The 20,219-nt window shown below is 71.3% G+C and carries 18 protein-coding genes; 16 read left to right on the top strand and 2 right to left on the bottom strand.

Translation table 11 applies throughout. From position 1 onward, the window contains the following. Nucleotides 1–362 precede the first annotated feature (362 nt). From ACF07N_RS14345 to ACF07N_RS14320, 6 genes are all read left to right on the top strand, one after another. Entirely contained in the window at nucleotides 363–2,555 is a 2,193-nt protein-coding gene (locus ACF07N_RS14345; RefSeq protein WP_392112266.1) for a bifunctional polysaccharide deacetylase/glycosyltransferase family 2 protein, read from the top strand. Then, entirely contained in the window at nucleotides 2,552–3,766 is a 1,215-nt protein-coding gene (locus ACF07N_RS14340; protein ID WP_392112263.1) for an acyltransferase family protein, read from the top strand. The genes ACF07N_RS14345 and ACF07N_RS14340 overlap by 4 nt, the downstream gene beginning before the upstream one ends. Nucleotides 3,767–3,846: 80 nt before the next feature. Next, nucleotides 3,847–4,476, top strand: coding sequence for a hypothetical protein (locus ACF07N_RS14335; protein WP_392112260.1), 630 nt, complete (start codon nucleotides 3,847–3,849; stop codon nucleotides 4,474–4,476). Further along, nucleotides 4,473–4,775, top strand: coding sequence for a hypothetical protein (locus ACF07N_RS14330; RefSeq protein WP_392112257.1), 303 nt, complete (start codon nucleotides 4,473–4,475; stop codon nucleotides 4,773–4,775). The genes ACF07N_RS14335 and ACF07N_RS14330 overlap by 4 nt, the downstream gene beginning before the upstream one ends. After that, nucleotides 4,772–6,163, top strand: a complete 1,392-nt coding sequence (locus tag ACF07N_RS14325) for a putative T7SS-secreted protein (RefSeq protein WP_392112254.1) — start codon at nucleotides 4,772–4,774, stop codon at nucleotides 6,161–6,163. The genes ACF07N_RS14330 and ACF07N_RS14325 overlap by 4 nt, the downstream gene beginning before the upstream one ends. A gap of 8 nt (nucleotides 6,164–6,171) precedes the next feature. Then, complete coding sequence (locus ACF07N_RS14320) at nucleotides 6,172–6,762, top strand: hypothetical protein (RefSeq protein WP_392112251.1); 591 nt, start codon at nucleotides 6,172–6,174, stop codon at nucleotides 6,760–6,762. Here ACF07N_RS14320 and ACF07N_RS14315 read toward each other — a convergent pair. Further along, the gene (locus ACF07N_RS14315; protein WP_392112248.1) at nucleotides 6,745–7,287 is read right to left on the bottom strand and encodes a hypothetical protein; all 543 of its coding nucleotides are present in this window, start codon (nucleotides 7,285–7,287) and stop codon (nucleotides 6,745–6,747) included. The two genes, ACF07N_RS14320 and ACF07N_RS14315, sit on opposite strands and share 18 nt — an antisense overlap. Before the next feature lie 259 nt (nucleotides 7,288–7,546). Here ACF07N_RS14315 and ACF07N_RS14310 point away from each other — a divergent pair, with 259 nt between their 5' ends. The 8 genes from ACF07N_RS14310 to ACF07N_RS14275 all read left to right on the top strand — a co-directional run bounded on the left by ACF07N_RS14310 (nucleotide 7,547) and on the right by ACF07N_RS14275 (nucleotide 17,578). After that, nucleotides 7,547–8,932, top strand: a complete 1,386-nt coding sequence (locus ACF07N_RS14310) for a nitrate/nitrite transporter (protein WP_392112245.1) — start codon at nucleotides 7,547–7,549, stop codon at nucleotides 8,930–8,932. A 117-nt stretch (nucleotides 8,933–9,049) separates the two neighbouring features. Continuing rightward, complete coding sequence (locus tag ACF07N_RS14305) at nucleotides 9,050–10,201, top strand: uroporphyrinogen-III synthase (protein ID WP_392112242.1); 1,152 nt, start codon at nucleotides 9,050–9,052, stop codon at nucleotides 10,199–10,201. A 324-nt stretch (nucleotides 10,202–10,525) separates the two neighbouring features. After that, entirely contained in the window at nucleotides 10,526–11,119 is a 594-nt protein-coding gene (locus ACF07N_RS14300) for a CGNR zinc finger domain-containing protein (protein ID WP_392112239.1), read from the top strand. A gap of 352 nt (nucleotides 11,120–11,471) precedes the next feature. After that, nucleotides 11,472–11,993 (top strand): sigma-70 family RNA polymerase sigma factor, encoded by a 522-nt coding sequence (locus ACF07N_RS14295; RefSeq protein WP_010039908.1) that lies wholly within the window; start codon nucleotides 11,472–11,474, stop codon nucleotides 11,991–11,993. Beyond that, nucleotides 11,993–12,826: an anti-sigma factor family protein gene (locus tag ACF07N_RS14290; protein ID WP_383335857.1), complete on the top strand. Its 834-nt coding sequence runs from the start codon at nucleotides 11,993–11,995 to the stop codon at nucleotides 12,824–12,826. The genes ACF07N_RS14295 and ACF07N_RS14290 overlap by 1 nt, the downstream gene beginning before the upstream one ends. A gap of 60 nt (nucleotides 12,827–12,886) precedes the next feature. Then, nucleotides 12,887–15,175 (top strand): HelD family protein, encoded by a 2,289-nt coding sequence (locus ACF07N_RS14285; protein ID WP_392112236.1) that lies wholly within the window; start codon nucleotides 12,887–12,889, stop codon nucleotides 15,173–15,175. A 345-nt stretch (nucleotides 15,176–15,520) separates the two neighbouring features. Continuing rightward, nucleotides 15,521–16,954, top strand: a complete 1,434-nt coding sequence (locus ACF07N_RS14280; protein WP_383335859.1) for an NAD-dependent malic enzyme — start codon at nucleotides 15,521–15,523, stop codon at nucleotides 16,952–16,954. Between the two features lie 342 nt (nucleotides 16,955–17,296). Further along, on the top strand, nucleotides 17,297–17,578 hold the full coding sequence (locus ACF07N_RS14275) for an HU family DNA-binding protein (RefSeq protein ID WP_003990598.1): 282 nt from the start codon (nucleotides 17,297–17,299) through the stop codon (nucleotides 17,576–17,578). Nucleotides 17,579–17,680: 102 nt separating this feature from the next. On the opposite strand, the gene murA is transcribed toward ACF07N_RS14275, so the two are convergent. Beyond that, nucleotides 17,681–19,021 carry a UDP-N-acetylglucosamine 1-carboxyvinyltransferase gene (gene murA, locus ACF07N_RS14270; protein ID WP_392112232.1) on the bottom strand — a complete coding sequence of 447 codons (1,341 nt, stop codon included), beginning with the start codon at nucleotides 19,019–19,021 and terminating at the stop codon, nucleotides 17,681–17,683. Nucleotides 19,022–19,273: 252 nt separating this feature from the next. Here murA and ACF07N_RS14265 point away from each other — a divergent pair, with 252 nt between their 5' ends. Then, complete coding sequence (locus tag ACF07N_RS14265; RefSeq protein ID WP_392112229.1) at nucleotides 19,274–19,846, top strand: YqgE/AlgH family protein; 573 nt, start codon at nucleotides 19,274–19,276, stop codon at nucleotides 19,844–19,846. 29 nt (nucleotides 19,847–19,875) lie between these two features. Next, nucleotides 19,876–20,163, top strand: a complete 288-nt coding sequence (locus tag ACF07N_RS14260; protein WP_392112226.1) for a DUF3039 domain-containing protein — start codon at nucleotides 19,876–19,878, stop codon at nucleotides 20,161–20,163. Nucleotides 20,164–20,219: the final 56 nt, after the last annotated feature.

Below are 20,219 nucleotides of genomic sequence, written 5' to 3'. Positions count from 1 at the left end.
TGGCCGTCCCCCTCCTCGCCCCCGTGGCCCTCGGGCGTCGGCGTCAGGGGTTCCCGGCCCTCGACCGCCTCCGCCCCGATCCCGGGACCTGTCCCGGGCCGAGACCCGGTTCGGGCCGACGGCCGGTTCGGACCCGAGACCCACCCCGGGCCGAGAGCCGGTTCGGGTTCGAGACCCGCCCGAGCCCTGGATCCCGGTTCCAGCCCGATTCCCGCCCGAGCCCGGAGCGGGCTTCAGCCCTCAGACCGCCGCTTCAGTCCCGATTCCCGCCCGAGCCCTCAGACCGCCTCAGTCCCGAGACCCCGCCGCACCACCCGTCCCCGCAGCACCCCGTTCCGCACCATCCCGAGGTACCACCACCCATGGCATCCCCGCTCCGCCGTTCCGGGCCCGCGTCACGAGCCCGTGGGGGTTTCCGGCGCCGTCGCCTGCCCCTGCGCCTGCTGTTGCCCCTGCTCGTGCTCGTCGCGCTGATGGCGATGCTCATGCTGCGCGGCTACGTCCACAGCGAGATCCTCGCCGACCACCGCGTCGGCCCGCCCGCCGCCAACGACCGCGTCCCGAAGGACGTCCTCAAGGGCGGTCCCGTCATCGACACCCGGGACGGTGACCCCACCAGCCTGCGCCTCCCGGACCACGAGCTGGTCCTGACCTTCGACGACGGCCCCGACCCCGAGTGGACGCCCAAGGTGCTCGACGTGCTGAAGAGGCACGAAGCCCGGGCCGTCTTCTTCATCACCGGCACGATGGCCTCGCGCTACCCGGACCTCGTCCAGCGCATGGTCGACGAGGGCCACGAGATCGGGTTGCACACCTTCAACCACCCGGACCTGTCGCTGCAGAGCAAGAGCCGCGTCGACTGGGAACTGTCCCAGAACCAGCTCGCCCTGGCCGGCGCCGCCGGCATCCGCACCTCGCTGTTCCGCCCGCCCTACTCCTCGTACGCCCGGAACATGGACAACAACTCCTGGCCGGTCACCGAGTACATCGGCAGCAAGGGCTACATCACCATCGTCAACGACACCGACAGCGAGGACTGGCGCCGGCCCGGGGTCGAGAAGATCATCAGCAACGCCATGCCGAAGGGCGGCAAGGGCGCCATCGTGCTGATGCACGACTCCGGCGGCGACCGGTCCCAGACCGTGGCCGCGCTCGACCGGTACATCAGAGGGCTGCAGGACCAGGGCTACCGCTTCCACACCCTCACCGGGGCCCTCGACGCCCCGAGCGCGCACACCCCCGTCGCCGGGCTGGAGGCGCTGAAGGGCGACGCCTGGGTCTTCCTGGTGCAGGCCTCCGAGAAGACGACCGACGTCCTCGTCGCCGGTCTCGCGGTCGTCGGCGTCCTGGTCTTCGCCCGCCTCGGGCTCATGCTGGTCCTCTCCGTCGCGCACGCCCGCCGCGTCCGGCGCAAGGGCTTCCGCTGGGGGGAGCCGGTCACCGAACCGGTGTCGGTGCTCGTGCCCGCCTACAACGAGGCCAAGTGCATCGAGCAGACGGTCCGTTCCCTGGTGGCCAGCGACCATCCCATCGAGGTGCTGGTCATCGACGACGGCTCCAGCGACGGCACCGCGCGCATCGTCGAGAACCTGGGCCTGCCCGGCGTGCGCGTCGTCCGCCAGCTCAACGCGGGCAAGCCGGCCGCCCTCAACCGGGGCATCGCCAACGCCCGCCACGACATCATCGTGATGATGGACGGCGACACCGTCTTCGAGCCGACCACCGTCCGCGAACTCGTGCAGCCCTTCGGCGACCCGCGCGTGGGCGCTGTCGCCGGCAACGCCAAGGTCGGCAACCGCGACTCGCTCATCGGCGCCTGGCAGCACATCGAGTACGTGATGGGCTTCAACCTCGACCGGCGCATGTACGACGTGCTGCGCTGCATGCCCACCATCCCCGGCGCGGTCGGGGCGTTCCGGCGCAGCGCCCTGGAACGGGTCGGCGGCATGAGCGACGACACGCTCGCCGAGGACACCGACATCACCATGGCCCTGCACCGCGACGGCTGGCACGTCGTCTACGCGGAGAAGGCCATCGCCTGGACCGAGGCCCCCGAGTCCGTCCAGCAACTGTGGTCCCAGCGCTACCGCTGGTCGTACGGCACGATGCAGGCGATCTGGAAGCACCGCCGGGCCCTCGTCGACCGCGGGCCCTCGGGCCGCTTCGGCCGGGTCGGCCTGCCGCTGGTGTCGATGTTCATGGTCGTGGCGCCGCTGCTCGCCCCGCTGATCGACGTGTTCCTGCTGTACGGGCTGGTGTTCGGCCCGACCGAGAAGACCATCGGCGCCTGGCTGGGCGTCCTCGCCGTGCAAGGGGTGTGCGCGGCCTACGCGTTCCACCTGGACAAGGAACGCATGACCCACCTGATCTCCCTGCCGCTCCAGCAACTCCTCTACCGGCAGCTCATGTACGTCGTCCTGCTCCAGTCCTGGATCACCGCCCTCACCGGCGGCCGGCTGCGCTGGCAGAAGCTGCGGCGCACGGGCGCGGTGGGGCTGCCCGGTGGCGGGACCACCACGCCCCAGCAGCAGATGGACGGGAGGCCGGTCGGATGACCACGGCTCCCGCCGCGCAGGCCGTACCGGACCTGCCGAAGGAACAGACCCCTGCGCCGAAGCCCGGACGTGACCGCTACTTCGACCTGCTGCGCGCCGTCGCGCTGTTCCGGGTCGTGCTGTACCACCTGACCGGCTGGGCCTGGCTGCCGCTGGTCTTCCCCTCCATGGGCGTGATGTTCGCGCTCGCCGGCAACCTCATGGCCCGCTCGCTCAAGCGCCCCCCGGTCCAGGTGATCCGCGGCCGCATGCGGCGGCTGCTGCCCCCGCTGTGGCTGCTGGGCGTCGTCGGCGTCACCGGCATGGTCCTGCAGGGCTGGGGCCCGGACGCGGACGGCCACCCCGGCTGGTGGTGGCTCCACCTCACCTTCTGGATCGTCCCGCTCAGCGACCCGCCGTACGGCGAAGGGCTGCCCGGCGTGCCCGGTCTCATCGGCGAGAACTGGGCGGCGGACCTCGCGGGGCCCCTCTGGTACATCCGCGCCTACCTCTGGTACGTCCTGCTGTCCCCGCTGCTGCTGAAGGCCCTGCGCGCGCTGCCGGTGGTCACGCTGTCCCTGCCCATCGTCCTGGCCGTCGCCTTCGAACAGGGCTGGCTCACGCTGCCCGGCGAGCGGATCCCGTCGGCGCTCACGGACTTCTCCACCTTCGGCGCCTGCTGGATCCTCGGCATGGCCCACCAGGAGGGCATCCTGCGGCGGCTGCCGCGCTACATCGTCCCGTCCGTGGCGCCCGTCATCGCCCTGGCCGGCCTCTGGTACGCCGTGCGCCACGACTTCGGCGACGGCAACGACCTCGACAGCATGCCCCTGGCCCAGGCCCTGTGGTCCTTCGGCACGGTCCTGCTGCTGCTCCACGTCAGCCCGTCCTGGTCCGACTGGCCCCGCCGGCTGCGCCCCTTCGCCGGCACCATCACCCTGCTCAACTCCCGGGCCGTCACGATCTACCTCTGGCACAACACGTGCATCCTGATCGCCGCGACTCTCTGGGACCACCTGTGGGGCTTCCCCCTGCTGGAACAGAACGTCCCCGGGCTGCTGGAAAGCCCGTGGCCGGTCCTGGTCCTGGTCTGGCTCCTCATCGGCGCGTGCGTCGTGGCCTTCGGCTGGGCGGAGGACCTGGCGGCGCGGCAGAGGCCGCGGTTGTGGCCGACGAGGGAGCGGCGGGTGAGGGATCGCGAGAGCCGCAGGCACGCCGTGTCCGGCGGCTAAGCTGAGCCGGCATCGACGGGGGCGGGCGATGAACGGCCCTTGGCGAGGGTCCCTTTTCGGTCGCCGGTGAGAGAACGACAGTGAGACGAGCTTCGACAACCCAGCCGGCCGGGTCGCGTGCGCCGGTCTTCGGGCTGATCACGCCCGAGGACTGGTACCGCATCCCGCTGCTGCCCGCGGACCGCCGCGAGGCGTCTGTGAACGCCTTGATCAAGCGCCAGTTCGCGGGGGTCGACGACCAGCCCGTGCTGCGCCGGAAGGCCGAGGAACAACTCCTCGGCACGGCCGGGGCGGCGGTAGAGCAGGGCGGCGTGGTCCTGTACCTGTCGTTCCTCGAGGCGGGCGGCATCCCGCTGTCGGCGTCCTTGCTGATCTCCCGCCTGTACGAGAGGTTCGACGGCCTCGACGCCGTGGCCGCCCTGGCCGGGTCCGGCGAGGTCACCCTGGAGACCCTGCCCGCCGTCGGACGGGTGGCCCGGCTGCTGCGACGGGAGCGGACGAAGCAGTCGCGCAAGCTGGGCTCGGAGTTCGAGGACACCGTCGTCGAGTACTTCGTGCCGGTCCCGGACCGCGACGAGGTGCTGATGCTGACGTTCAGCACACCGCTGGAGCCGATCGCGGACGCCATGGTGGAACTGTTCGACGCGGTCGCGGGAACGCTGCGCTGGCGGCAGCGCGACGAGGAGCGGACGGGCGAGGAGCAGCGGTGAGCAAGAGGCTCAGGGTCTCGACACAGGATCTCCGGACGGCCGGGACCGGACTGCGGACGGTGGCGACCGAGCTGGAGGGGCTCGACAAGCTCATGGACGCCTACGACCGCCGCACCGTCGGCCACCAGGCGCTGCACGACCGGCTCCAGGAGTTCTCCGACGGCTGGGACGACAACCGCAAGAAGATGATCGAGGAGATCAAGGGACTCGGCACGCTCGCCAAAGAGGCCGGGAATGCCTACACCGAGCTGGACACCGCGCTGTACGACGCGCTCACCGGCAAGGGGAAGAAGAAGTGACCCGCCCGGCCGGCCACCGGTGGGAGGTGCTGGGGGAGAGCGGCGATCCCGTGCCCGGCGACGTGCACGACATGAAGGCCCTCGCCCGCCGGTTCACGGCCACGGCCGAGACCATCACCAAGACCGCCGACGCACTGCGCCGCATCGGCAACCTGGAGAGCTGGGACTCCGAGGCCGGCCGTGCCTTCGCCGAGAAGGCGAACGAGACGGCCAGGACGGTGGGCAAGGCGCACGACCGCTACGCGGACGCAGGCTCCGCCCTCAAGGACTACTCCACCGACCTGGAGACGATCCAGGGCGAGGCCGACAAGCTCCTCACCCGGGCCGAGACCCAACACGAAAGCCTGACCACGGCCAGGAACAAGGCCCGGAACCCGCCGGACGGCACCGACGACGACGCCCGGGACAAGCTCGACAAAGCCGTCACCGACCTCCAGGAGGGTCTGGACGGGCTGCGCGGGCAGCTCGCCGGGCTGAAAAGGCGTCACAAGGACGCCGGCGACAAGGCCGCACGGCGCATCCACGACACCACCGAGGGCGACGGCCTCAACGACGGCTTGCTCGACGACCTGCGCGACACCCTGAAGATGGTCAGTGACATCACGGGAGCCATCGCCGCCGTCTGCGGGGTGCTGTCGCTGCTCGTCGGCTGGATCCCTGTGATCGGACAGGCCCTGGCAGGCGTGCTCGGCACCATTGCCCTGGTGATGACGGCGATCTCACTGGTCTGTCACGTGCTGCTCGCCGTCAACGGCGACGGCAGCTGGGGAGACGTGGCCGTCGACGTGCTGGGTCTCGCCACGTTCGGCATCGGCCGGGTCTTCTCGGCGGGAGCCAAGGCCGCAGCCACCGTCGGCCGCAGTCGCGTGTGGACGGCGGCCACGCAGTACGTGCGCGGCTGGAACCCTGGCATGAGCTCGGCCGCGCGCCGCGCGCTCGTCGAGTCCATGGTCGGGGCACGGGCCGGAGCGCGCCCCGGTGCCGCCCTGCCCGACGTGGGCCTGAGGGCGGCCTTCCGGGGTCTGCCCGGCTCCTTCGCGGACGACCTGGCCACGATCCGAGGCAATTGGCGGGACCTGTTCAAGATGGGCGACAACCTCTCGGCGGCCCGTGACGCGTACACCACCGCCGGTCCACGCGGCCTGGCCAGCATGTACGCGGGGCCCGGCATGGTCGACGAGCTCGCCCGCATCAAGAACATCGACCCGGCGGACCTGGCCTTCATCGGCACACCGGACGCTTTCAAGCAGGCCATGGCCTACAACCTGGTGGGTCTCGGGGGCACCGGGACGGGCGCCGGCTCCGACACCAAGAGCTTCGTCGGCCTGTTCGGCGGGGAACCGGAGATCGACGTCACCGGCTCCGACGCGTCGCTGGCCGGAGCGTGAACGCGGCCATGGCACACACGGGGGAGTGGCGGGAGTGCCGGGTCGCGCTGCCCGCTCCTCACAACTGGCTGGTTCTGGACCTGCGGAGCGAAGAGCCCGAGGTGTGGGCACGCACTCTCGCCGGACGGCATCTCGGCGATGGCGTACCGGAGCAGTGGTACGAGGCGTTCGCGGCGGATCTGCTCTGGTACTGGGGCGCGGCCGTGCGGCAGGGCGCCCTGTGCGCGGCCGTTCTGGCCCCCTGGAACGGCCCGGTCGTGGCGAGTCACACCGTGCGCGAGCTGACCGTCCCGGCGGAATCCCGCACGGTGGGCGCACTCCGGGCCGAGGCCGGGAACGCGCCGGGCCCGTACTTCGGGGGCGGCCAGGTGCTCACCGAGGTCGAGCTGCCCCTGGGACCGGCCCTGCGTGTGCACCGTCAGGAGCCCACGGACCCGGAGGCGGAGGACGGAACGATCGTGGAGGGCATCGCCCACTACGTCCTGCCGCGCCGGCACCCCACGGTGTTGGAGTGCCGGCTGCTGTGGACGTCCCTGGGACTCGGCGCCGAGCTCGTCAAGGTCGCCGACGAACTGGCCGGCTCACTGCGCCTGGTGTGACGCGGACGGGCCGCGCGGCTTCCCGAACGCCTCGCCCAGACCGAAGCGCTCCCAAGGAACCATCGCGAGCGGCATCCAGCTGAATCCGACGGCGAAGACGGCGACCACCGTCGTGATCTGCTGCGGGAGCAGCCGGCCCAACTGGGCCACGAGGAGCGACACGAGCAGCAGCAGGACGTCGAAGACCAGCACCGCCAGCACCTTGCGGCCGGCGGCGACGGGACCGACACGGGGGGTGTCCTCGTTGCCCCGCACCATGCCGAAGAGGATCACCGGCAGCATCAGCCCGGTCAGCCCGCCGGCCGCGATGCCACCGACGATCAGGGCGTGCTGCCCCTCGCCGGGCACCAGACTCGACAGGGGGCCCGGATCCACGGCCCTGCCCAGCAGGGCCACGGCCGCGAACGCACCGAGCGTCGCCGTCGCCAGCACGAGAAGCACCCCGGCTGCGAAGGCGACGCTTCCCGCGGCGGAACGCTGCGTGCGTGATGCCTTCGGCCGGCCGGCCCCCGACTCAGCGGACATGGAGTCTCCCGTTCCCGTGTGGGGTCCGCTAGAGGATAGCGGCCGGCGGGCAACCGGCCGGCTCAGCGGATCCGGTCGGGGCGGTCGCACCCAGCCCTGATCGCGGAAAACCGGCGGAACCTCTCATCCCGTCCCGGCGCGGGGTGAGAGCAAAGTTCCCTCGCGGTCACTCGCTGGCACAGGCAGGAAACGCGCTCTCCCTACCTTCGGGACCAGTCACTCGAAGTACCACCGAGTCCCGGAGCACAGTGGAGGCGTCATGACAGGCCCCGGCACGGCACCCGCACCCCCGAGCAGGGGCGGCCGCTGGATCCAGCACTGGGATCCCGAGAACGAGACCTTCTGGAAGGAGACCGGCGAGAAGGTCGCCCGCCGGAACCTCTACTTCTCCGTGCTGTCCGAGCACATCGGCTTCTCCGTCTGGACGATGTGGTCCGTGCTGGTGCTGTTCATGGGCCCCGAGTACGGGCTGACCCCCGCCGACAAGTTCCTCCTGACCTCGGTGGTCACGCTGGTCGGCGCCGTCGTCCGCGTCCCCTACACCTTCGCCGTCGCGATCTTCGGCGGGCGGAACTGGACCATCATCTCCGCCGGCATGCTGCTGATCCCGACCGTCGCCGCGTTCACCGTGATGGAACCGGGCACCTCGTTCTCCACCTTCCTGCTGGTCGGCCTGCTCGCCGGCGTCGGCGGCGGCAACTTCGCCTCCTCCATGACCAACATCAACGCCTTCTTCCCGCTGCGGAAGAAGGGCTGGGCCCTCGGCCTGAACGCGGGCGGCGGCAACATCGGCGTGCCCGTGATCCAGCTGGCCGCGCTCGCCATCATCGGCGCCGGCGGCGGTCCGCGCGTGCTGCTCGGCGTCTACATCCCGCTGATCGTCGTGGCCGCCGTCATGGCCGCCGTGTTCATGGACAACCTGGAGAACGTCAAGAACGACACCGGCGCCGCCAAGGACGCCGTGCGGGACGCCCACACGTGGATCATGTCCCTGCTCTACATCGGCACCTTCGGCTCCTTCATCGGCTACAGCTTCGCCTTCGGCCAGGTCCTGCAGAACCAGTTCGGCCGCACGCCGCTGGAGGCCGCGTACGTCACCTTCATCGGCCCGCTGCTCGGCTCGCTGATCCGCCCGCTCGGCGGCTGGCTCGCCGACCGCTACGGCGGCGCGAGGATCAGCCTGTGGAACTACGTGGCGATGGGCGTCGCGACGGCGATCCTGATCGGTGCCTCGATGGAGAAGTCGCTGGCCCTGTTCACCTGCGCGTTCGTGGTGCTGTTCGTGCTCAGCGGGCTCGGCAACGGCTCGACCTTCAAGATGATCCCGGGCATCTTCCAGCACAAGGCCCTCGCCAAGGGGCTTCAGGGCGAGGCGGCGGCGGCCTACGGGCGGCGCCTCTCCGGTGCCTCCATGGGACTCATCGGCGCGGTCGGCGCGCTCGGCGGTGTCGCCATCAACCTCGCCTTCCGCCAGTCCTTCCTCTCCTACGGCTCCGGCACGGGCGCGTTCGTCGCCTTCCTCGCCTTCTACGCGGTGTGCTTCGCGGTCACGTGGGCCGTATACCTTCGGCGCACGGCCCCCCGGGTATCCGCCACGTCGGCGGCCTCGGAGACGAAGCCGCAGCTCAGCTACGCCGAGGTGTGACGTAACACCAGCGACATCGAGCCGATCCGGGCCTGTCACGAGCCGTTGACAGGCTCGATCGGCATGTAGGTACGCCGTACCCACGCAGTACGACGACTCGAGTGCGGGACGAGAGCCATGTACGAGGAAGAACAGCGACCGGACCACGGGCCCCTGGCGGGTTTCACCGTGGGTGTGACGGCCGCGCGCCGGGCCGACGAGCTGGGGGTGCTGCTGCAACGGCGGGGCGCCGCCGTCCTGCACGCCCCCGCCCTGCGGATCGTGCCGCTCGCCGACGACAGCGAACTGCTCGGCGCGACGAAGGACATCATCCGGCAGGCGCCCGACATCGTGGTCGCGACGACCGCGATCGGGTTCCGGGGCTGGGTCGAGGCCGCCGACGGCTGGGGCCTGGGCGAGGACCTGCTCACCCGGCTGGGCGGCGTACGGATCCTCGCGCGCGGGCCGAAGGTGAAGGGCGCGGTCCGCGCCGCCGGGCTGACGGAGGAGTGGTCGCCGTCGTCGGAGTCCATGGCGGAGGTGCTCGACCGGCTGCTCGAGGAGGGCGTCGAGGGGCAGCGCATCGCGATCCAGCTGCACGGTGAGCCGCTGCCGGGGTTCGTGGAGGCGCTGCGGGAGGGCGGGGCCGAGGTGGTCGGGGTGCCGGTGTACCGGTGGATGCCGCCGGAGGATCTCGGCCCGGTGGACCGGCTGCTCGACGCGACGGTCTCCCGGGGGCTGGACGCGGTGACGTTCACCAGCGCGCCGGCGGCGGCGTCGCTGCTGTCGCGGGCGGAGGAGCGCGGGCTCCTGCCCGAGGTGCTGGCCGCCCTCAGCCACGACGTGGTGCCGGCCTGCGTGGGGCCGGTCACGGCGCTGCCGCTGCAGGCCCGCGGCATCGACACGGTCCAGCCCGAGCGCTTCCGGCTCGGGCCGCTGGTGCAGCTGCTCTGCCAGGAACTGCCCGCGCGGGCGCGCGCACTGCCGGTCGCCGGGCACCGGGTGGAGATCCGCGGGCACGCCGTGCTCGTCGACGGCGCCCTCAAGCCCGTGCCGCCGGCCGGCATGGCCCTGCTGCGGGCCCTGGCCCGCCGCCCCGGCTGGGTCGTCGCCCGAGCCGAGCTGCTGCGTGCCCTGCCGGGAGCGGGCCGCGACGAGCACGCCGTCGAAACGGCCATGGCCCGGCTGCGCACGGCCCTGGGCACGCCCAAGCTGATCCAGACGGTCGTCAAACGCGGCTATCGCCTGGCGCTGGACCCGGCGGCGGAAACGAAGTACGCGGACGTGTGAGCCGGGCCGGGGGCGAGCGCGAGCGGTGATCCGGCCCGGTGGCTTGCGGGGCCGTGCCCTGCTGGCTCAGGTGAGCGGCCTTGGTGGCTCGCGTGGGTGGGCATGGTGACTCACCCGGGGGGCGCCTCGGGCCCGATACCCGGGGCGGGCGCCCCCGGCCCGCTACCCGCAGCGCGCCCCCGCCCGATACCCGAAGGGCCCGCCCCGATCCCGTCTCCGCCCCGCGTCAGGTCTTTCCGGCACGTCCGGGGACGGGCACTGTAAGAGGGGAACGGTTCTGGAGCCCTCCTCCGGCGTCTCACCGACCTAGGCGGTGACAGGCACATGGCACTGGGTACAGCCACGGCCCCCCACGAGCTGCGCTTCGACGCCGGGCGGATCTGTCTGGATCTGCTGTCCACCGCCCAACCGCAGGAGCGGCTCGACTCCCTGCCCGTGCTGCGCGCCTGGATCACCGGCTCGGGACTCGTCCCGGCGGGCACCGACCTCGCCCACGCCGACGCGGGCTGGCCGCCGGCCTTCCGTGAACTGCGGGCCCAGATCGACCGGTTGGTGCGCGGCCGGCCGGGCGCCGGTGTCACGGCGTACGACTTCGCGCTCGCCCGCGTGAACGACCTGGCCCGGACCGCGCCCCCGGCCCCCCGCGCCGTCCGCGGCGAGGACGGCCAGCTCGTACGGCGGCTGGAGGGCCCGCCCGGCTGCACCGCCCTGCTCGCCTCCGTGGCCAGGGACGCCGTGGACCTGCTCACCGACCCCGTCGCCCGCGCCGCCCTGCGCCAGTGCGAGGGGGACAACTGCCGCATCGTGTACCTCGACACCTCACGCGGACGCCGCCGGCGCTGGTGCTCCAGCGAGGTCTGCGGGAACCGCGAACGCGTCGCCCGGCACCGCCGCCGCGCCGCACTCGCCCGCGCCTGAAACGGAATTGAGTGGTCCGTGCACTCAATTCCCGTGTCCTGAATGCGACTTCTGTGACCGCGGTGTCGAAGTGATTTCGATTACACGCCGTTTGCCTACGCCCCCGTAGGGAAACCCCGGCGCGATCTTGCCGATGTGGCGGAAATGTAAAGAACGCGGGGTGGGAATGTGACCCCATGTCCCGCTCGTCACGTCACCGCGCAGAAAACTGTCGCCTTCCTTTGAACGCCCAACGGCTCGCTTGCGTACGGCTTGTCGAGCGACCGACTGGGGGAACCCCCGGACATCGGAGGTGGGCGTGCGCAAGGATTCCGTCGTGGCCAATGAACGAGCACCGAGGGCCCGACATCGCATGTCCCAGCCCTCGGAACCCGACGAGGAGCTGATGCGTGCGCTCTATCGCGAACACGCCGGACCCCTGCTGGCATACGTCCTGCGCCTGGTCGCCGGAGACCGGCAGCGCGCCGAGGACGTCGTCCAGGAGACGCTCATCCGTGCCTGGAAGAACGCCGGTCAGCTCAACCGGGCGACCGGATCGGTACGCCCCTGGCTGGTGACGGTCGCCCGGCGCATCGTCATCGACGGCCACCGCAGCCGGCAGGCCCGGCCGCAGGAGGTCGACCCGTCGCCGCTGGAGGTCATCCCCGCGGAGGACGAGATCGACAAGGCGCTGTGGCTGATGACTCTCTCGGACGCACTCGACGACCTGACCCCCGCTCACCGGGAGGTCCTCGTCGAGACGTATTTCAAGGGGCGTACCGTCAATGAGGCGGCCGAGACCCTGGGCATACCCAGCGGAACGGTCCGCTCCAGGGTGTTCTACGCCCTGCGTTCGATGAAGCTCGCACTGGAGGAGCGGGGGGTGACGGCGTGATGAGTGTTTACGGGGGTAACCAGGGGTTCGGTACGGGAGGCATGGGTATGTCTGGTGCCATGCAGGGATCTCCGGTGCCGAACGAGCACGAGACCGTCGGCGCCTACGCCCTCGGCATCCTCGACGACGCCGAGGCGACCGCCTTCGAAGCCCACCTCGCCACCTGCGAGTGGTGCGCCCAGCAGCTCGACGAGCTGGCCGGCATGGAGCCCATGCTCGCCGCCCTCGCCGACCTGCCCGGCTCCGGCAGCACACCCGCGATCGGCGAGTCGCTGTCCGCGAAGCCCCGGCCGCGCCTGGTGGAGAAGCTGGTCGACGAGGTCGCCGACCGCCGCGCCCAGAAGCGCCGCCGCAGCTTCTACATGGTGGCCGCGGCCGGCGCGCTGATCATCGGCGGTCCCTTCGTCGCGGTCGCGACCAACAGCGGCGGTGACGGAGGCGGCGGCGCGGAGACCCGCCCGCTCGCCGCCAACCCCGCCAAGACGGTCTTCGACGGCATCTCCGACAAGATCACGGCCACCGACCCCAACAGCAAGGTCACCGCGACGGTCGCCGTGCAGAAGAAGGACTGGGGCACCGGCACGGTCACGGAGCTGAAGAACCTCAAGGGCCCGCTCAAGTGCGCCCTGATCGCCGTCGGCAAGAACGGTGAGCGGGAGACGCTGTCCTCCTGGTCCGTCCCGGAATGGGGCTACGGCCTCCCGGACGCCACGACCGAGAAGGCCAAGCAGCCCCTGTACGTCCAGGGCGGCGCCGCCTTCGAGCCGAACGAGATCGACCACTTCGAGGTCGTGACCTTCGACGGCAAGCGGCTGGTCGAGGTCGACGCGTAGCCTTACCGGGTCCCCTTCGCGTACGGTGGACGGCTGCCCAGCACGTCAGAAGGGGGCCCGGTGGCCGCTCAGGCTCAACAGGAAGCCGCGCTCGACCACTCCTTGAGAGACCGCGAGATCGGTGTCGAACAGGAACACCTGGACCGGGTGTACCGGCGCCTCGAGGAGAAGATCCACGAGGCGGAGTTCCTGATGAACGACGCGGCCCAGCGCGGCCAGGTCGGCACGCCCGGCGCACTCGCCGAGCGGGACGCCCAGGTCTTCCGCGCGGGCATCCACCTCAACCGGCTCAACAACGAGTTCGAGGACTTCCTCTTCGGCCGTATCGACCTGCTGCTCGGCAAGGACGGCAAGAAGGGGCCGGACGGCGCGTACACCGCGGTCGAGCCGGCGGAGGGCGCGGTGCGCCCCGACAACACCGCCGACATCGCCGAGACCCTGCACATCGGCCGCATCGGCGTGCTCGACCAGGACTACGCCCCGCTGGTCATCGACTGGCGGGCCCCGGCCGCCGCGCCCTTCTACCGGTCGACGCCCGTGGACCCCGGCCGCGTCGTGCGCCGCCGGGTCATCCGCTCCAAGGGCCGCAAGGTCCTCGGCGTCGAGGACGACCTGATGCGCCCCGAGCTGACGGCCTACCTCGACGGCCGCGAGCTGCCCGCCCTCGGTGACGGCGCCCTGATGGCCGCGCTCGGCCAGGCCCGCAGCCACTCCATGCGCGACATCGTCGCCTCCATCCAGGCCGAGCAGGACCTGGTCATCCGCGCCCCCGCCGCCTCCGTGACCTACGTCGAGGGCGGCCCGGGCACCGGCAAGACCGCCGTCGCGCTGCACCGCGCGGCCTACCTCCTCTACCAGGACCGGCGGCGCTACGCCGGCGGCATCCTGATCGTCTCGCCGACCCCGCTGCTCGTCGCCTACACCGAGGGCGTGCTGCCCTCCCTCGGCGAGGAGGGCCAGGTCGCCATCCGCGCCATCGGCTCCCTGGTCGAGGGCGCCGAGGCCACCCTCTACGACTCCCCGTCCGTGGCCCGCGCCAAGGGCTCCTCGCGCATGCTGAAGGTGCTGCGCAAGGCCGCGCGCGGCGCCCTGGAGCTGAACGATTCACCGCAGCGGCTGCGCGTGGTCGCCTTCGGCCGCCGCCTGGAGCTGGAGGCCGAGGAACTGGCCGGCATCCGCCGCGCGGCCCTCAGCGGCACCGCCCCCGTCAACCTGCTGCGTCCCCGCGCCCGCAAGCTCCTGCTGGACGCCCTGTGGGAGCGCTCCGGCGCGGCCGGCCGGCACACCGACCCGGAGCTCGCCGCCGAGCTGCGCTCCTCCTTCGACGAGGACATCACCTCCGAGGACGACTTCCTCGCCTTCCTCGACGCCTGGTGGCCGGAGCTGACGCCGGCCGCCGTCCTGGACGCCATGGCCGACGAACGGCGCCTGGGCCGCTGGGCCCGGCGGATCCTCAACCCCGGCGAGGTGCGCAAGGTCGCGCGCTCCCTCCGGCGTGCGGGGCACTCCGTGCACGACATCGCGCTGCTCGACGAGCTCCAGGCGATCCTCGGCGCCCCGGCCCGCCCCCGCAGGAAGCGCGAACTCGACCCGCTGGACCAGCTCACCGGCCTGGAGGAGCTGATGCCGGTGCGCGAGGAGTCCCAGCGCGAGCGGGCCGAGCGGCTCGCCCAGGAACGCGTCGAGTACGCGCACGTCATCGTCGACGAGGCCCAGGACCTCACCCCGATGCAGTGGCGCATGGTCGGCCGCCGCGGCCGGCACGCCACCTGGACGGTCGTCGGCGACCCGGCGCAGTCCTCCTGGTCCGACCCGGACGAGGCCGCCGAGGCCCGCGACGAGGCCCTGGGCAGCCGCCCGCGCCGCCGCTTCGAGCTGACCGTCAACTACCGCAACCCCGCCGAGATCGCCGAGCTCGCCGCGAAGGTCCTCGCCCTCGCGATGCCCGGCTCGGTCTCACCGAGGGCGGTCCGCTCCACCGGCGTCGAGCCGCGCTACACCCTCGCCGGGGAGAGCCTGGGCGCCACCGTCCGGGAGGAGGCCGCCCGGCTGCTGGAGCGCGTCGACGGTACGGTCGGCGTGGTCGTCGCGATGCAGCGCCGCGAAGAGGCCCGCCGCTGGCTCGCCGGACTCGGCGACCGGGTCGTGGCGCTCGGCAGCCTGGAGGCCAAGGGCCTGGAGTACGACGCGACGGTCGTGGTCTCCCCGGCGGAGATCGCCGACGAGTCCCCGGCCGGGCTGCGTGTGCTCTACGTCGCCCTGACCCGCGCCACCCAGCAGCTCACGGTCGTCTCCGCCGACCGGGACGAGCCCGACGCGGCGGGGGTGCCCGACCTGCTCCGGGACTGAGGGGAGGACGGCGGCCCGTTACCCACTTGCCGGCGAAATGAACTACCGATACGGGAATGGCCTTACGGGATCCGTTTGTTAGCCTGGACGTGGCACCGGCTCGATCCAAGCCCCCGGGCCCAACCTTCGTCGCTACGAGCGACCACTTGCCGCGAGGCGAGCATGGCGGGTCGGTGCCACCTGACTCACCGGAAGAGACCCACGTCAGCGTGACGTGGGTCTCTTTTCGTCGGCCGTTCCGCGAACAAAACGTTCGCAATCGAGGGCGGCTACCCGCTACCGAGCGGTAGGTGCGACGATCGGACGGCACAACTCAGCGTCAGGTGAAAGCAGAGGAAGTCGGCCATGGCAACGGCGCCCAGCGTCTCCTACTCGATGACGGTCCGGCTGGAGGTGCCCGCGAGCGGAACCGCCGTCTCGCAGCTCACCACCGCCGTGGAGTCCTCCGGAGGCTCGGTGACCGGCCTCGACGTCACCGCCTCCGGTCACGAGAAGCTCCGCATCGACGTCACGATCGCGGCCTCGTCCACCGCGCACGCGGACGAGATCGTCGAGGAGCTGCGCGGCATCGAGGGCGTCACCCTGGGCAAGGTCTCGGACCGTACCTTCCTGATGCACCTCGGCGGCAAGATCGAGATGGCGTCCAAGCACCCCATCCGCAACCGTGACGACCTGTCCATGGTCTACACGCCCGGTGTCGCCCGCGTTTGCATGGCGATCGCCGAGAACCCCGAGGACGCCCGCCGGCTGACCATCAAGCGCAACTCCGTTGCGGTCGTGACGGACGGCTCGGCCGTGCTGGGCCTGGGCAACATCGGCCCCAAGGCCGCCCTGCCGGTCATGGAGGGCAAGGCCGCGCTGTTCAAGCGGTTCGCCGGCATCGACGCCTGGCCGATCTGCCTCGACACGCAGGACACCGACGCGATCGTCGAGATCGTCAAGGCGATCGCCCCGGGCTTCGCGGGCATCAACCTGGAGGACATCTCCGCCCCGCGCTGCTTCGAGATCGAGGCCCGGCTGCGCGAGGCCCTGGACATCCCCGTCTTCCACGACGACCAGCACGGCACCGCGATCGTCGTCCTGGCCGCGCTCACCAACGCGCTGCGCGTCGCGGGCAAGGCGATCGAGAACATCCGCGTCGTGATGTCCGGCGCGGGCGCGGCCGGCACGGCCATCCTCAAGCTGCTGCTCGCCGCGGGCGTCAAGAACGCGGTCGTCGCCGACATCCACGGCGTGGTGCACGCCGGCCGCGAGGACCTGGTCGACGCCGCCCCCGGCTCGGCGCTGCGCTGGATCGCCGACAACACCAACCCCGAGGGCCTCACCGGCACGCTCAAGGAGGCCGTGCGCGGCGCCGACGTCTTCATCGGCGTCTCCGCCCCGAACGTCCTCGACGGCGACGACGTGGCCGCCATGGCCGAGGACGCCATCGTGTTCGCGCTCGCGAACCCGGACCCCGAGGTCGACCCGGCAATCGCCCGTCAGACGGCGGCCGTTGTGGCCACGGGCCGCTCGGACTTCCCGAACCAGATCAACAACGTGCTGGTCTTCCCGGGTGTCTTCCGCGGCCTGCTGGACGCGCAGTCCCGAACCGTCAACACGGAGATGATGCTGGCCGCCGCGACCGCCCTGGCGAACGTGGTGACCGAGGACGAGCTGAACCCGAACTACATCATTCCGAGCGTCTTCAACGACAAGGTCGCGGGCGCGGTGGCCGGTGCGGTGCGGGAGGCGGCCAAGGCCGCGGGCGCGACGGCGCACAGCCCGTCCGCCGTCTGATCACGGGGCCGCGGCCAGGGCCTGAGCACGGTCCGGGGGCGCCCCGCCCCCGGACTGTGAGCATCCCCACGGCAGCCGGAAACCGGCGCGTCGCGAAACCCCTCTCAGCAGGGGAGCTCTATCGTGGCGGCCAGGCTCAGGCCCTCTTTTCGTGTGACACCCCGAGGGTTCGCACGACCCCTGCGGGTGCCGGATTGGCTTTCCCGCCGCAGGTAGAGGCAGGATGCCTCCCTGGGCGCGAGGGTCTGACGACGGACCCGGGTCCGGGGACTCATTGAGGACCCTGGCAGCATCGGCTTCGATCTGACGCCTCAACGGCAAGATGAACACGGGAGTAACAACATGAACCGCAGTGAGCTGGTGGCCGCGCTGGCCGACCGCGCCGAGGTGACCCGCAAGGACGCCGACGCCGTGCTGGCCGCGTTCGCCGACGTCGTCGGCGACATCGTCTCCAAGGGGGACGAGAAGGTCACCATCCCCGGCTTCCTGACCTTCGAGCGCACCCACCGTGCCGCTCGCACCGCCCGCAACCCGCAGACCGGCGAGCCGATCCAGATCCCGGCCGGCTACAGCGTGAAGGTCTCCGCGGGCTCGAAGCTCAAGGAAGCCGCCAAGGGCAAGTAACCCTGTCGTCCGTACGCCGCCGCGTACGGGCCACAGTGAGTGACATCGAAGGGGCGGCCACCCGGAACCGGGTGGCCGCCCCTTTGGCGTCACTGCGGGCGCTCAGCCGAGCGCCTTGCCCGGCAGTTCGACCTTCGCGCCCAGCTCCACGAGCTTCTCCATGAAGTTCTCGTAGCCGCGGTTGATCAGGCCGATGCCGTGCACCCGGGACGTGCCCTGGGCCGCCAGGGCCGCGATGAGGTACGAGAAGCCGCCGCGCAGGTCGGGGATGACCAGGTCGGCGCCCTGGAGCCTGGTGGGCCCGGACACGACCGCCGAGTGCAGGAAGTTGCGCTGCCCGAAGCGGCAGTCGGAGCCGCCCAGGCACTCGCGGTAGAGCTGGATGTGCGCGCCCATCTGGTTCAGCGCGGACGTGAAGCCGAGGCGGGACTCGTAGACCGTCTCGTGGATGATCGACAGACCCGTGGCCTGCGTCAGGGCGACCACCAGCGGCTGCTGCCAGTCGGTCTGGAAGCCGGGGTGGACGTCCGTCTCCAGCGCGATGGACTTCAGCTGCCCGCCGGGGTGCCAGAAACGGATGCCCTCGTCGTCGATCTCGAAGGCACCGCCCACCTTCCGGTAGGTGTTCAGGAACGTCATCATCGAGCGCTGCTGGGCGCCGCGGACGTAGATGTTGCCCTCGGTCGCCAGCGCCGCCGACGCCCAGGACGCGGCCTCCAGCCGGTCGGGCAGGGCACGGTGGTTGTAGCCGCCGAGCTGGTCCACACCCGTGATGCGGATCGTCCGGTCGGTGTCCATCGCGATGATCGCGCCCATCTTCTGCAGCACGCAGATGAGGTCCTCGATCTCCGGCTCGACGGCCGCGTTGGACAACTCCGTGACGCCCTCGGCCAGCACGGCCGTCAGCAGCACCTGCTCGGTCGCGCCGACGGACGGGTAGGGCAGCCGGATCTTCGTGCCGCGCAGCCGGCGTGGAGCCTCCAGGTACTGGCCGTCCGCCCGCTTCTCGATCTTCGCGCCGAACTGCCGCAGCACCTCGAAGTGGAAGTCGATGGGCCGGCCGCCGATGTCGCAGCCGCCGAGGCCGGGGATGAACGCGTGGCCGAGGCGGTGCAGCAGCGGGCCGCAGAACAGGATCGGGATGCGGCTGGAACCGGCGTGGGCATCGATGTCAGCGACGTTCGCGCTCTCCACGCGCGTCGGGTCCATCACCAGTTCGCCGGGCTCTTCACCCGGACGGACCGTCACACCGTGCAGCTGCAGCAGACCCCGTACGACCCGTACGTCGCGGATGTCCGGAACATTGCGCAGCCGGCTCGGAGCGCTGCCGAGCAGCGCCGCCACCATGGCCTTCGGTACGAGGTTCTTCGCACCGCGGACACGGATCTCGCCCTCCAGCGGGGTTCCGCCGTGGACAAGCAGGACATCGTCGTTGACGGTCATGAATCTCGCGTTCCGTGGAGTCGGGCAGGGGCCAGGAGGGAAAGGGTAATCGCCCTCCACCCCCCTTCTGTAAGCCCGAGTCGGACCCAGCCACGTCATAGCTCTGTCACAACACGAACCGTTCCGTGCCGGGCACATGGGGTCACGATCACCTCCGTGCGCTCAGGGCGCACCGGTGCGCCCTGAGCTGCACGCACTCCGGACGCCCGCATCGCTCCCCACGGAAGGGGAAGATGCGGGATCATGTCTGGCATGACCGAGGTGTCCTCGCTCACAGGGCGGTTGCTCGTGGCCACGCCCGCCCTGGCGGACCCCAACTTCGACCGCGCGGTGGTGCTGCTCCTCGACCACGACGAGGAGGGTTCCCTCGGTGTCGTCCTCAACCGCCCCACCCCGGTGGACGTGGGCGACATCCTGGAGGGCTGGGGGGATCTCGCCGTCGAGCCCGGCGTGGTCTTCCAGGGCGGCCCGGTGTCGCTGGACTCGGCCCTCGGGGTCGCCGTCGTCCCGGGCGGCGCGGCCGGGGAGGCCGTCCCGCTCGGCTGGCGCCGGGTGCACGGCGCGATCGGCCTGGTCGACCTGGAGGCCCCGCCGGAGCTGCTGGCCTCCGCCCTCGGCTCCCTGCGGATCTTCGCCGGCTACGCCGGCTGGGGCCCGGGCCAGCTGGAGGACGAGCTGGTCGACGGTGCCTGGTACGTCGTCGAGTCCGAGCCCGGCGACGTGTCCTGCCCGGCCCCTGAGCGCCTGTGGCGCGAGGTGCTGCGCCGCCAGCGCAACGAACTCGCGATGGTGGCCACGTACCCGGACGACCCTTCGCTCAACTGATGCGTGTGAGCTTCAGTACCCTTGGGCCTATGAGCACTCTCGAGCCCGAGCGCGGGACTGGTACGGGGACCCTCGTAGAGCCGACGCCGCAGACCTCTCACGGCGACGGTGACCACGAGCGCTTCGCCCATTACGTCCAGAAGGACAAGATCATGGCGAGCGCCCTCGACGGCACCCCCGTCGTGGCGCTGTGCGGCAAGGTCTGGGTTCCGGGCCGCGACCCGAAGAAGTACCCCGTCTGCCCCATGTGCAAGGAGATCTACGAGTCCATGGGCTCCGGCGGCGACGACAAGGGCGACGGCAAGGGCGACAAGTAGGCCGGTAGGCCCGGTCCGCGCGGCGTAAAGCCTCCAGGGTGCGTTTTGCGTGCCCT

The organism is Streptomyces sp. NPDC015242 (genome assembly GCF_043079125.1).
GTDB lineage: Bacteria > Actinomycetota > Actinomycetes > Streptomycetales > Streptomycetaceae > Streptomyces.
The sequence above is the reverse complement of the archived record's forward strand: the minus strand, read 5'-3'. Positions and strand labels throughout refer to the sequence as shown.